Consider the following 12,574-nt stretch of genomic DNA (forward strand, 5'->3'; position numbering starts at 1 on the left):
AGTGATCGCCCTCTCCCTCGCCGAGATCGCCGAAATCGTCGGCGGGCAGTCGTCCGACATACCGGATCCGGCCGTGCGGGTCACCGGCCCCGTCGTCATCGACTCCCGCCAGGTCGAGCCCGGCTCGCTCTTCGCCGCCTTCGCCGGTGAGAACGTCGACGGCCACGACTACGCACTGCGCGCCATGGACGCGGGCGCGGCGGCCGTACTGGCCACCCGCCCCGTCGGGGTGCCCGCCATCGTCGTGGACGACGTGCGCACGGCCCTCGGAGCCCTCGCCCGCCACGTCGTCGGGCGCCTCGGCACCCGCGTCGTCGCGCTCACCGGCTCCGCCGGCAAGACCAGCACCAAGGACCTGATCGCCCAGGTGCTCCAGCGCAAGGGCCCCACCGTCTGGACGCCCGGCTCCCTCAACAACGAGATCGGCCTGCCCCTCACCGCGCTGCGCGCGGAGAAGGACACCGAGCACCTCGTCCTGGAGATGGGAGCGCGCGGAATCGGCCACATCCGCTACCTCACCGAGCTGACCCCGCCGTCCATCGGCCTCGTCCTGAACGTGGGCAGCGCCCACATCGGCGAGTTCGGCGGCCGCGAGCAGATCGCCCAGGCCAAGGGCGAGCTGGTGGAGGCGCTGCCCTCCGCCGAGGACGGCGGCATCGCCGTGCTGAACGCCGACGACCCCCTCGTCCGGGCCATGGAAAGCCGCACCCACGCGCGCGTGACGCTGTTCGGCGAGGCCGACGACGCGACCGTACGGGCCGAGAACGTCCGGCTCACAGAGACCGGACAGCCCGCATTCAGGCTTCACACACCCACCGGGTGCAGTGACGTGACCTTGCGCCTGTACGGTGAGCACCACGTGTCGAACGCGCTCGCCGCGGCCGCCGTCGCCCATGAGCTGGGCATGTCCGTCGACGAGATCGCCACCGCGCTCTCCGAGGCGGGCACCCTCTCCCGCTGGCGCATGGAGGTCACCGAGCGTCCGGACGGTGTGACGATCGTCAACGACGCCTACAACGCGAACCCGGAGTCCATGCGAGCCGCCCTGCGCGCGCTCGCGGCCATGGGCAAGGCAGCACAGGCCAAGGGGGGCCGTACGTGGGCGGTGCTCGGTCAGATGGCCGAGCTGGGGGACGAGGCGCTCGCCGAGCACGACGCGGTCGGACGGCTCGCCGTCCGGCTCAACGTCAGCAAGCTCGTCGCAGTCGGGGGCAGGGAAGCGTCCTGGCTGCAACTGGGCGCATATAACGAGGGTTCGTGGGGTGAGGAGTCGGTGCACGTGTCCGACGCACGGGCGGCGATCGACCTGTTGCGCAGTGAGCTGCGCCCGGGAGACGTCGTGCTGGTGAAGGCATCAAGGTCGGTCGGGCTCGAGCGGATCGCCCAGGCACTGCTCGAGAACACCACCGAGGGCGAGGTCACCGGCCGATGAGGCAGATCCTCTTCGCGGGAGCCATCGGGCTCTTCCTGACCCTGATCGGTACGCCGCTGCTGATCAAGCTCCTGGCCCGCAAGGGATACGGGCAGTTCATCCGGGACGACGGCCCGCGCACGCACGGCAGCAAGAAGGGCACGCCCACCATGGGCGGCATCTCCTTCATCCTGGCCACGCTCATCGCGTACGCGCTCGCCAAGGTCATCACGGGGGAGGACCCGACCTACTCGGGCGTCCTGGTGCTGTTCCTGATGGCGGGCATGGGCCTCGTCGGCTTCCTCGACGACTACATCAAGATCGTCAAGCAGCGGTCGCTCGGTCTGCGGGCCAAGGCGAAGATGGCCGGCCAGCTGATCGTCGGCATCGCCTTCGCCGTCCTGGCGCTCCAGTTCGCCGACAGCCGCGGCCAGACGCCGGCCTCCACCAAGCTCTCCTTCATCACGGACTTCGGCTGGGCCATCGGCCCGGTGCTGTTCGTGGTCTGGGCGCTGTTCATGATCCTGGCCATGTCCAACGGCGTGAACCTGACGGACGGCCTGGACGGCCTCGCGACCGGCGCCTCGGTGATGGTCTTCGGCGCGTACACCTTCATCGGGCTGTGGCAGTTCCAGGAGTCGTGCGCCAACGCCGAGACCCTGACCAACCCCAACGCCTGCTTCGAGGTGCGTGACCCGCTCGACCTCGCCGTCGTCGCCTCCGCCCTCATGGGCGCCTGCTTCGGCTTCCTGTGGTGGAACACCTCTCCCGCCAAGATCTTCATGGGTGACACCGGTTCGCTCGCCCTCGGCGGCGCGCTCGCGGGCCTGGCGATCTGCTCCCGCACGGAGCTGCTGCTGGCCCTCCTGGGCGGCCTGTTCGTCCTCATCACCATGTCCGTCGTCATCCAGGTCGGCTCCTTCAAGATGACCGGCAAGCGGGTCTTCCGGATGGCGCCGCTCCAGCACCACTTCGAACTCAAGGGCTGGTCCGAAGTCCTGGTGGTGGTCCGTTTCTGGATCATCCAGGGCATGTGCGTCATCGTGGGACTGGGCCTCTTCTACGCGGGATGGGCAGCCGACAAGTGAGTACCTCCTGGCAGGGCAAGAACGTCACCGTCGCCGGCATGGGCGTGAGCGGCATCCCCGCCGCCCGTGTCCTCGCCGGCCTGGGAGCGCGCGTCACGGTCGTCAACGACGGCGACGACGAGCGTTCCCGCACGCAGGCGGCGGAGCTGGAGGCGGAGGGCATCACCGTCCGCCTCGGCGACGGGGCCACCCTGCCGGAGGGCACCGAACTGGTCGTCACCACGCCCGGCTGGCAGCCGGACAAGCCGCTGTTCGCCGCGGCCGCCGAGGCGGGCGTGGAGGTCTGGGGCGACGTCGAGCTGGCGTGGCGGCTGCGGGGCCCCGGCGCCGCCCCCTGGCTCGCGGTCACCGGTACCAACGGCAAGACCACGACCGTGCGGATGCTCGCCGCCATCCTGGAGGCGGCGGGCCTCAGGACCGCCGCCGTCGGCAACATCGGCGTCTCCCTGCTGGACGCGGTGCTCGGCGAGGAGGAGTACGACGTTCTCGCCGTCGAGCTGTCCAGCTACCAGCTCCACTGGGCGCCCTCCGTCCGCGCCCACTCGGCCGCCGTCCTGAACCTGGCCCCCGACCACCTCGACTGGCACGGCTCCATGCAGGCGTACGCCGCCGACAAGGGCCGCGTCTACGGGGGCAACCAGGTGGCGTGCGTCTACAACGTCGCCGACAAGGCCACCGAGGACCTGGTGCGCGAGGCCGACGTGGAGGAGGGCTGCCGCGCCATCGGCTTCACCCTCGGCACGCCCGGCCCCTCCCAGGTCGGCGTCGTCGACGACCTCCTGGTGGACCGGGCCTTCGTCGAGAACCGGCAGAAGCAGGCCCAGGAGCTCGCCCAGGTCTCCGACATCGACCCGCCGGCCCCGCACAACATCGCCAACGCGCTCGCCGCCGCCGCGCTCGCGCGGGCCTTCGGCGTCCCGGCCACCGCCGTACGCGACGGACTGCGGGCCTTCCGGCCCGACCCGCACCGTATCGAGCTGGTCGAGGAGATCGAGGGCGTCCGGTACGTCGACGACTCCAAGGCCACCAACACGCACGCCGCGGAGGCGTCGCTGGCCGCCTACGACCCGATCGTCTGGATCGCCGGGGGCCTCGCCAAGGGCGCGACCTTCGACGAGCTGGTGGCCACGGCGGCGAAGCGGCTGCGCGGCGTCGTGCTCATGGGCGCCGACCGGGCCCTGATCCGGGAAGCCCTCGCGCGACACGCCCCGGAGGTACCGGTCGTCGACCTCGACCGGACCGACACTGGGGCGATGCCGGCGGCGGTCCGGGAGGCGGCACGGCTCGCCCGGCCCGGGGACACGGTCCTGCTCGCCCCGGCCTGCGCCTCGATGGACATGTTCGTCAACTACAACAAGCGGGGCGAGGCGTTCGCGGACGCGGTCCGCGCACTCGCCGCCGAGCGCGCCTGACAGCCACCAGGTCCGGCCGCGCCGGGCACGACTGGAGGGGACAGCGACCATGCCGGCCGACCACGCCGCCGCGTACGCACCGCACCGCGCCGGTCTCGCCCTGCGCGGCCGGACCGCCGGACTGCGACGGCCCCCCGCCGCCCGCAAGGCGGCCGGGCGCGTCCGCAGGGGCCCCGTACCCCGCCCGCCGCGGGGGAGCGGGGCGCGCGGGCTCTACGAACGGGCACGGAGGGCCTGGGACCGCCCTCTGACCGCGTACTACGTGATCCTGGGCGCCAGCCTGCTGATCACCGTCCTGGGCCTCGTGATGGTCTACTCCGCGTCCCAGATCAAGGCGCTGGAGCTGTCGCTCTCCGACACCTACTTCTTCCGCAAGCAGTTCCTGGCCGCCGCCATCGGCACCGGGCTGCTGCTGTTCGCCTCCAGGGTCCCGGCCAAACTGCACCGGGCCCTCGCCTACCCGCTGCTCGTCGGGACCGTCTTCCTGATGGTGCTGGTCCAGATCCCCGGCATAGGGCACGCGGTCAACGGCAACCAGAACTGGATCTACCTGGGCGGCCCCTTCCAGCTCCAGCCCAGCGAGTTCGGCAAGCTGGCGCTCATCCTGTGGGGCGCGGACCTGCTCGCCCGCAAGCAGGACAAACGGCTGCTGACCCAGTGGAAGCACCTGCTGGTGCCGCTCGTCCCGGTCGCCTTCCTGCTGCTCGGCCTGATCATGCTGGGCGGGGACATGGGGACGGCGATCATCCTCACCGCGATCCTCTTCGGCCTGCTGTGGCTGGCCGGCGCCCCCACCCGGTTGTTCGCCGGGGTCCTGGCGGTCGCCGCCGCGATCGGCGTGATGCTGATCCGGACCAGTGAGAACCGGATGGCGCGGCTCGCCTGCATCGGCGCCACCGAACCCGGCCCGGGGGACTCGTGCTGGCAGGCCGTGCACGGGATCTATGCTCTGGCGTCGGGCGGATGGTTCGGTTCCGGGCTGGGGGCGAGTGTGGAAAAATGGGGCCAACTCCCCGAACCTCACACCGACTTCATCTTCGCCATCACCGGGGAGGAACTGGGGCTGGCGGGGACGCTGTCGGTGCTCGCCCTGTTCGCGGCTCTAGGCTATGCGGGTATCCGCGTGGCCGGACGCACGGAGGACCCCTTCGTGAGGTATGCCGCGGGAGGCGTGACCACCTGGATCACGGCGCAGGCCGTGGTCAACATCGGTGCGGTGCTCGGCCTGCTGCCGATCGCCGGTGTCCCGCTCCCGCTGTTCTCCTACGGGGGTTCCGCCCTGCTGCCGACCATGTTCGCCGTCGGTCTGCTCATCGCCTTCGCGCGAGAGGAGCCCGCGGCGAAGGCGGCCCTGGCCATGCGACAGCCTGGCCCGGGCACATGGGCCGGGGTGAGTTGGAAGTCGATGCGACGGCGCGTCAAGAAGCGTCCGTCCGGAGAGCGGTGAATTTCGGTGCATGTCGTACTCGCCGGTGGGGGGACCGCCGGCCACATCGAGCCCGCGCTCGCCCTCGCGGACGCCCTGCGCAGGCAGGACCCGACCGTGGGGATCACGGCCCTCGGTACGGAACGGGGACTCGAGACCCGTCTCGTACCCGAGCGGGGCTACGAGCTGGCGCTCATCCCCGCCGTCCCGCTGCCGCGCAAGCCCACTCCCGAGCTGATCACCGTCCCGGGGCGGCTGCGCGGCACCATCAAGGCCGCCGAGCAGATCCTGGAGCGCACCAAGGCCGACTGCGTCGTCGGCTTCGGCGGTTACGTGGCCCTGCCCGGCTACCTGGCCGCCAAGCGGCTCGGCGTGCCGATCGTGGTCCACGAGGCCAACGCCCGGCCCGGCCTGGCCAACAAGATCGGGTCCCGGTACGCGGCCGGGGTCGCCGTCGCCACGCCCGACAGCAAGCTCCGCAACGCCCGCTACATCGGCATCCCGCTGCGGCACACCATCGCCACCCTGGACCGCGCCCGGGTCCGCCCGGAGGCGCGCGCCGCGTTCGGTCTGGACCCCAACCTGCCGACGCTGCTGGTCTCCGGCGGCTCGCAGGGCGCCCGCCGCCTCAACGAGGTCGTCCAGCAGGTCGCCCCGGTCCTCCAGCGCTCCGGCATCCAGATCCTGCACGCGGTGGGCCCGAAGAACGAACTGCCGCACGTGGACAACATGCCCGGGATGCCGCCCTACATCCCGGTACCGTACGTGGACCGGATGGACCTCGCGTACGCCGCGGCCGACATGATGCTGTGCCGCGCGGGCGCGATGACCGTCGCCGAGCTCTCCGCCGTCGGGCTGCCCGCCGCGTACGTACCGCTGCCGATCGGCAACGGCGAACAGCGGCTCAACGCCCAGCCGGTGGTCAAGGCGGGCGGCGGTCTGCTGGTCGACGACGCCGAGCTGACGCCCGAGTGGGTCCAGGGCAACGTGCTCCCGGTGCTCTCCGACCCGCACCGGCTGTACGAGATGTCCCGCGCCGCCGCCGAGTTCGGCCGCCGGGACGCCGACGACCTGCTCGTCGGCATGGTCTACGAGGCGATCGCGGCACGCCACCGGGCGTGAGAAGGCAGGGAGCATGGCCGGGCCGACGACGACCACCGAGCGCGGCGCTCCGGGCCCCCGGGGGACCGGGGGCGGGAAGCCCAGGGGCGCGAAGCCCAAGGGGTCGTCCCCGGCCCGGCCGTCGCTCCGGTGGCGGCGAGGGCCGGGCGGCGGCCGGACGCCGTCGTCCGGCCGCCGGGCCCTGCTCCTGCTCCTGGCCGCCGTGGCCCTGCTGGTGGGCGGGCTGTGGCTCTTCTACGGCTCCGCGTGGCTGCGGGTCGGGGAGGTCACCACGTCCGGGACGCGGGTGCTGACGCCCGCCCAGGTCGAGGCGGCCGCCGCGGTCCCGGTCGGGGCGCCGCTGGTGTCGGTCGACACGGACGCGATCGAGCACCGGCTGCGGCGCGCCCTGCCCCGTATCGACTCGGTGGACGCGGTGCGTTCCTGGCCGCACGGCATCGTCCTGAACGTCGTCGAGCGCACCCCCGTACTCCTGGTGGAAAAGGGCGGAAAGTTCACGGAAGTGGACGCCAAGGGTGTGCGTTTCGCCACGGTCGACGCGGCGAGGGCCCCCAAGGGCGTGCCCCTGCTGGAGCTGGTGGTGGCCCGGTCCCCGAGCCTGCGCCGTTTCGACGCGGGCCGGCTGACCGTCGAGGCGGTCGGCGTGGCGGGCGACCTGCCGGCACCGGTGGCCCGGGACGCCAAGGTCCTCCGGGTCCGTTCGTACGACTCGATCACCCTGGAGTTGAGGGGCGGCCGGACCGTGGTGTGGGGCAGCGGTGAGGACGGCGAGGCGAAAGCGCGTGCGCTCGTCGCACTGATGAAGGCGGCTCCCAAAGCGGGGCACTTCGACGTGAGTGCCCCGACCGCCCCGGCGGCGTCGCGGAGTTGACGCACATACGCCCTGGCCAGCACCCTGGTTGGTCAGCGCTATGGGTGATCACATAGGGTGAAAAGAAAAACGGGAGGTTCGGCGTGTTCGTTGAACGTGCGCCACTTGTCGACTTAGTGTCCTGTTCGGAAGAGTCCAGCGAACAGAGACACTGGTAACCCTAAACTTCAACGTTAGGGTTTGGGTCGGCGTTTCGGACCGTCCCATCGGCATCCGTCGTCACGGCGCGGGACCACCGCGAAGTGGCGACACGTAACTCGAGGCGAGAGGCCTTCGACGTGGCAGCACCGCAGAACTACCTCGCAGTCATCAAGGTCATCGGTGTCGGCGGCGGTGGTGTCAATGCCATCAACCGAATGATCGAGGTCGGTCTCAAGGGCGTCGAGTTCATCGCCATCAACACGGACGCGCAAGCACTGTTGATGAGCGACGCCGACGTCAAGCTCGACGTCGGCCGGGAACTCACCCGCGGCCTCGGGGCCGGAGCCAACCCGGCAGTCGGTCGCAAGGCGGCAGAGGACCACCGCGAGGAGATCGAGGAGGTCCTCAAGGGGGCCGACATGGTCTTCGTCACCGCCGGCGAAGGTGGCGGCACCGGCACCGGCGGCGCACCCGTCGTCGCCAACATCGCGCGCTCGCTCGGCGCCCTGACGATCGGTGTGGTCACCCGCCCGTTCACCTTCGAGGGCCGGCGCCGCGCCAACCAGGCGGAGGACGGCATCGCCGAGCTCCGCGAAGAGGTCGACACCCTCATCGTCATCCCGAACGACCGGCTGCTGTCCATCTCGGACCGCCAGGTCAGCGTGCTGGACGCGTTCAAGTCCGCCGACCAGGTGCTGCTCTCCGGTGTCCAGGGCATCACCGACCTCATCACCACCCCGGGTCTCATCAACCTCGACTTCGCCGACGTCAAGTCGGTCATGTCCGAGGCGGGTTCGGCCCTGATGGGCATCGGCTCGGCCCGCGGCGACGACCGCGCGGTGGCCGCGGCCGAGATGGCCATCTCCTCGCCGCTGCTGGAGGCGTCCATCGACGGCGCCCGGGGCGTGCTGCTCTCCATCTCCGGCGGATCGGACCTCGGTCTCTTCGAGATCAACGAGGCCGCCCAGCTGGTGAGCGAGGCCGCCCACCCGGAGGCGAACATCATCTTCGGCGCGGTCATCGACGACGCGCTCGGCGACGAGGTGCGGGTCACGGTCATCGCGGCCGGCTTCGACGGCGGCCAGCCGCCGGCCCGGCGCGACAACATCCTCAGCGCGGGGTCGAGCAAGCGCGAGGAGCCCGCGCCGCCGGCCCGGACCACCGAGGCCCCGCGTCCGGTCGGCGGACTCGGCACCGTCCCGGTCCGCGAGGAGTCCCCGGCTCCGGCCGCCGAGCCCGCCCCGGCCGTGAACGACAGCTCCCTGTCGGTCACGCCTCCGGCGGTCCCGCCGGCCCGCCCGTACCCGGACACCTCGGCCGAAGAGCTGGACGTCCCGGACTTCCTGAAGTGACCGTGTGACGTGATAGGGCAGCACGACTCAGTGAGCGGCGCGCACTTCGCCTTCACCGACCGGTGGGGCGGGGTGAGCGCCGTTCCGTACGAAGAGCTCAACCTCGGCGGAGCGGTCGGCGACGACCCCGGTTCCGTCACCGCCAACCGGCGGCTCGCCGCCGAGTCGCTGGGACTCGATCCCCGGCGGGTCGTGTGGATGAACCAGGTGCACGGCCGGGAGGTCGCCGTGGTCGACGGGCCGTGGGCGCCGGGCGAGACAGTACCGGCGGTGGACGGCGTCGTCACCGCCCGGCGCGGTCTCGCGCTCGCCGTGCTGACCGCCGACTGCACGCCGGTCCTGCTGGCCGACCCGGTCGCGGGCGTGGTGGGCGCGGCGCACGCCGGCCGTCCCGGCATGGTCGCCGGCGTCGTGCCGGCCACCGTCCGGGCCATGATCGCGCTCGGTGCCGAGGCGTCCCGGATCACCGCCCGTACCGGCCCGGCCGTGTGCGGGCGCTGCTACGAAGTCCCCGCGGCCATGCGGGACGAGGTGGCCGCCGCCGTACCCCAGGCGCACGCGGAGACGAGTTGGGGCACTCCGGCCGTGGACGTGACCGCCGGGGTGCACGCCCAGCTCGACGCGCTGGGGGTGCGCGACCGGCGCGCGTCGGACGTCTGCACGCGGGAGTCGCGCGACCACTTCTCGTACCGCCGCGACCGCACGACCGGGCGGCTCGCCGGATATGTCTGGTTGGACGGATAGCAGATGACGGACCGCAAGGCTCAGCTCGCCGGGAACCTGGCACGGGTGGAGGAACGGATCTCCGCCGCGTGCGCCGCCGCCGGGCGACAGCGCGAGGAGGTGACCCTGATCGTGGTCACCAAGACCTACCCCGCGAGCGACGTCCGGCTGCTCCACGAGCTGGGGGTCCGTCATGTCGCCGAGAACCGGGACCAGGACGCGGCGCCCAAGGCCGCCGACTGTGCCGACCTCGATCTGACGTGGCACTTCGTCGGCCAGCTCCAGACCAATAAGGTCCGTTCTGTGGCGAGTTATGCACATGAGGTGCAGTCGGTCGACCGTCCGAAGCTCGTCACCGCGCTCTCGGTCGCCGCGGAGCGCGCCGGGCGCGAGCTGGGGTGCATGATCCAGGTCGCCCTCGACGCCGGGTCCGGCGAGCGGGGCGACCGCGGAGGCGTCGGGCCGGAGGGCGTCGAGGAGTTGGCCGCCGCCGTGGCCGGGGCGCCGGGGCTGCGGCTGGACGGCCTCATGACCGTCGCGCCGCTGGCCGGGCCGTACGCGGGACGCCAACGGGCCGCGTTCGACCGGCTGATGGAATTGGCATCCCGTGTGCGCGCGTCCCATCCTGCTGCGAACATGGTGTCAGCAGGGATGAGTGCGGACCTCGAGGACGCGGTGGCGGCCGGAGCGACACATGTGCGCATCGGTACGGCGGTACTCGGAGACCGACCCCGGCTCGGGTAACGTCGCGAAGCAAGTCGGACCACAGCAGAAAATATGGTCATTTCCGCCGAACAGCGGACAGGCCTCGTGGATCGCGGGCACTTGGTGACGCTGTGCCCACTAATGGTGAGGGCGATCCACCACAGAGCGGAGGACTCAGAGAATGGCCGGCGCGATGCGCAAGATGGCGGTCTACCTCGGCCTCGTGGAGGACGATGGGTACGACGGCCGGGGTTTCGACCCCGATGACGACTTCGAACCCGAACTGGAGCCGGAGCCCGAGCGCGACCGACGGCGCCACCAGCCCCCGCACCAGCCCCCGCACCAGGCGGAGCGCGAGGAGCCGGTGCGCGTCGTCCCCCAGCCGCCCGTGCAGCGCGACCCCGTTCCGCTTCCCGCTGAAAGTGGACGACCGGCGCGAATCGCCCCCGTGGCATCCATCACACCTGAACGCCCGAGCCTGGAGAAGAACGCACCGGTGATCATGCCCAAGGTCGTGTCCGAGCGGGAGCCCTACCGCATCACCACGCTGCACCCGCGGACGTACAACGAGGCCCGTACCATCGGGGAACACTTCCGCGAGGGCACGCCTGTGATCATGAACCTCACCGAGATGGACGACACGGACGCGAAGCGACTTGTCGACTTTGCCGCCGGTCTCGTCTTCGGGCTGCATGGCAGCATTGAGCGAGTGACGCAGAAGGTGTTCCTGTTGTCGCCTGCTAACGTCGATGTCACGGCGGAGGACAAGGCCCGCATCGCAGAGGGCGGATTCTTCAACCAGAGCTGAGAGCACGACACCGGGAACGGCCGGCCGGGAGGCCGGTGGACATGGGATCAGGGGAGAGGGAAGCGCGGGATGGGCGTCGCACTACAAGTGATCTACATCGCTCTGATGTGCTTCCTTGTCGTCCTGATCTTCCGGCTGGTCATGGACTACGTCTTCCAGTTCGCTCGTTCATGGCAACCCGGGAAGGCGATGGTGGTCGTACTGGAGGCCACCTACACTGTCACCGATCCACCACTGAAGCTTCTGCGGCGGTTCATCCCGCCGCTGCGTCTCGGGGGCGTGGCACTCGACCTGTCCTTCTTCGTTCTGATGATCATCGTCTACATCCTGATCTCCATCGTGAACAGCTTCATGATGAGGGTGTAGCGATAACGGTCCTGCCGACTGCCGACGACTACGTAGAGGTGAAGGAAAGATGCCGCTGACCCCCGAGGACGTGCGGAACAAGCAGTTCACGACCGTCCGCCTCCGAGAAGGCTATGACGAGGACGAGGTCGATGCCTTCCTCGACGAGGTCGAAGCCGAACTGACGCGTCTGCTCCGCGAGAACGAGGACCTGCGCGCCAAGCTCGCCGCCGCCACCCGCGCGGCCGCGCAGAACCAGCAGCAGCAGGGCATGCGCAAGCCTCCGGAGCAGCAGGACCAGCGCCCCGTGGGTCCCGGCGCTCCCGTGCCCGCCGGGATATCGGGTCCGCCGGTCCAGCAGCAGCCCCCGCAGATGGGTCCCCCCCAGCTGCCCGGTGGTGCTCCTCAGCTGCCGGCCGGTCCCAGCCACGGCGGCCCGCAGGGCCAGCACGGCCCGGGCCCCATGCAGGGCGGCCCCATGGGTGGCCCGATGGGCGGTCCCATGGGTGGCCCCATGGGCGGTCACGGTCCGCAGATGCCCCAGCCCGGCCAGGGCCCCGGCGGCGACAGCGCGGCCCGGGTGCTCTCCCTCGCCCAGCAGACGGCCGACCAGGCGATCGCGGAGGCCCGCTCCGAGGCCAACAAGATCGTCGGTGAGGCCCGCTCGCGCGCCGAGGGCCTGGAGCGCGACGCCCGCGCCAAGGCGGACGCCCTGGAGCGGGACGCCCAGGAGAAGCACCGCGTCGCCATGGGCTCGCTGGAGTCGGCCCGCGCCACGCTGGAGCGCAAGGTCGAGGACCTGCGGGGCTTCGAGCGCGAGTACCGCACGCGGCTGAAGTCGTACCTGGAGAGCCAGCTCCGTCAGCTGGAGACCCAGGCCGACGACTCGCTGGCCCCGCCGCGGACGCCGTCCGCCCCGTCGCTGCCGCCGTCCCCGTCGATGGCGTCCGCCGGTGCGAGCGCCCCGTCGTACGGCGGCAACCAGACCATGGGCGGCGGCCCGTCGATGGGCGGTGGCCCGTCCTACGGCGGCCAGCAGCAGATGTCGCCCGCGATGACGCAGCCGATGGCACCGGTGCGGCCGCAGGCGCCGCAGCCGATGCAGCAGGCTCCATCGCCGATGCGTGGCTTCCTCATCGACGAGGACGACAACTGACGGGCGGGCGCCGC

General features: G+C 71.3%; 12 protein-coding genes. All 12 read left to right on the plus strand.

What is annotated here, in order from left to right; all coding sequences use genetic code 11:
* Position 1 precedes the first annotated feature (1 nt).
* The 12 genes from murF (at position 2) to ACF068_RS23135 (ending at position 12,560) form a co-directional block, all read left to right on the plus strand.
* The gene (murF, locus tag ACF068_RS23080; RefSeq protein WP_392276166.1) at positions 2-1,432 is read left to right on the plus strand and encodes a UDP-N-acetylmuramoyl-tripeptide--D-alanyl-D-alanine ligase; all 1,431 of its coding nucleotides are present in this window, start codon (positions 2-4) and stop codon (positions 1,430-1,432) included.
* Complete coding sequence (mraY, locus tag ACF068_RS23085; protein ID WP_392276167.1) at positions 1,429-2,499, plus strand: phospho-N-acetylmuramoyl-pentapeptide-transferase; 1,071 nt, start codon at positions 1,429-1,431, stop codon at positions 2,497-2,499. The genes murF and mraY overlap by 4 nt, the downstream gene beginning before the upstream one ends.
* Complete coding sequence (gene murD, locus ACF068_RS23090; RefSeq protein WP_392276168.1) at positions 2,481-3,911, plus strand: UDP-N-acetylmuramoyl-L-alanine--D-glutamate ligase; 1,431 nt, start codon at positions 2,481-2,483, stop codon at positions 3,909-3,911. Before mraY ends, murD begins: the two co-directional genes overlap by 19 nt.
* 49 nt (positions 3,912-3,960) lie before the next feature.
* Positions 3,961-5,358: a putative lipid II flippase FtsW gene (gene ftsW, locus ACF068_RS23095; RefSeq protein WP_392276169.1), complete on the plus strand. Its 1,398-nt coding sequence runs from the start codon at positions 3,961-3,963 to the stop codon at positions 5,356-5,358.
* Positions 5,359-5,364: 6 nt separating this feature from the next.
* Positions 5,365-6,459, plus strand: a complete 1,095-nt coding sequence (murG, locus tag ACF068_RS23100) for an undecaprenyldiphospho-muramoylpentapeptide beta-N-acetylglucosaminyltransferase (protein ID WP_392276170.1) — start codon at positions 5,365-5,367, stop codon at positions 6,457-6,459.
* 13 nt (positions 6,460-6,472) lie between these two features.
* Positions 6,473-7,330 (plus strand): cell division protein FtsQ/DivIB, encoded by an 858-nt coding sequence (locus tag ACF068_RS23105; protein WP_392276171.1) that lies wholly within the window; start codon positions 6,473-6,475, stop codon positions 7,328-7,330.
* A 278-nt stretch (positions 7,331-7,608) separates the two neighbouring features.
* Positions 7,609-8,823 (plus strand): cell division protein FtsZ, encoded by a 1,215-nt coding sequence (ftsZ, locus tag ACF068_RS23110; RefSeq protein WP_392276172.1) that lies wholly within the window; start codon positions 7,609-7,611, stop codon positions 8,821-8,823.
* 9 nt (positions 8,824-8,832) lie between these two features.
* Positions 8,833-9,567, plus strand: a complete 735-nt coding sequence (gene pgeF / locus ACF068_RS23115) for a peptidoglycan editing factor PgeF (protein ID WP_392276173.1) — start codon at positions 8,833-8,835, stop codon at positions 9,565-9,567.
* A 3-nt stretch (positions 9,568-9,570) separates the two neighbouring features.
* Positions 9,571-10,290, plus strand: coding sequence for a YggS family pyridoxal phosphate-dependent enzyme (locus ACF068_RS23120; protein ID WP_392276174.1), 720 nt, complete (start codon positions 9,571-9,573; stop codon positions 10,288-10,290).
* 142 nt (positions 10,291-10,432) lie between these two features.
* Positions 10,433-11,059, plus strand: coding sequence for a cell division protein SepF (locus ACF068_RS23125; protein ID WP_392276175.1), 627 nt, complete (start codon positions 10,433-10,435; stop codon positions 11,057-11,059).
* 69 nt (positions 11,060-11,128) lie between these two features.
* Positions 11,129-11,425: a YggT family protein gene (locus ACF068_RS23130; protein ID WP_392276176.1), complete on the plus strand. Its 297-nt coding sequence runs from the start codon at positions 11,129-11,131 to the stop codon at positions 11,423-11,425.
* A gap of 49 nt (positions 11,426-11,474) precedes the next feature.
* Positions 11,475-12,560 (plus strand): DivIVA domain-containing protein, encoded by a 1,086-nt coding sequence (locus tag ACF068_RS23135; protein ID WP_392276177.1) that lies wholly within the window; start codon positions 11,475-11,477, stop codon positions 12,558-12,560.
* Positions 12,561-12,574 lie beyond the last annotated feature (14 nt).

It is taken from the genome of Streptomyces sp. NPDC016309 (assembly GCF_043077235.1).
Lineage (GTDB): Bacteria > Actinomycetota > Actinomycetes > Streptomycetales > Streptomycetaceae > Streptomyces.

Excerpts from the sequence above, each read along its gene's own strand:
- mraY (WP_392276167.1), top strand. The coding sequence starts at position 1,429 with ATGAGGCAGATCCTCTTCGCGGGAGCCATCGGGCTCTTCCTGACCCTG.
- murD (WP_392276168.1), top strand. The coding sequence starts at position 2,481 with ATGGGCAGCCGACAAGTGAGTACCTCCTGGCAGGGCAAGAACGTCACC.
- ftsW (WP_392276169.1), top strand. The coding sequence starts at position 3,961 with ATGCCGGCCGACCACGCCGCCGCGTACGCACCGCACCGCGCCGGTCTC.
- ACF068_RS23105 (WP_392276171.1), top strand. The coding sequence starts at position 6,473 with ATGGCCGGGCCGACGACGACCACCGAGCGCGGCGCTCCGGGCCCCCGG.
- ACF068_RS23120 (WP_392276174.1), top strand. The coding sequence starts at position 9,571 with ATGACGGACCGCAAGGCTCAGCTCGCCGGGAACCTGGCACGGGTGGAG.
- ACF068_RS23125 (WP_392276175.1), top strand. The coding sequence starts at position 10,433 with ATGGCCGGCGCGATGCGCAAGATGGCGGTCTACCTCGGCCTCGTGGAG.
- ACF068_RS23130 (WP_392276176.1), top strand. The coding sequence starts at position 11,129 with ATGGGCGTCGCACTACAAGTGATCTACATCGCTCTGATGTGCTTCCTT.
- ACF068_RS23135 (WP_392276177.1), top strand. The coding sequence starts at position 11,475 with ATGCCGCTGACCCCCGAGGACGTGCGGAACAAGCAGTTCACGACCGTC.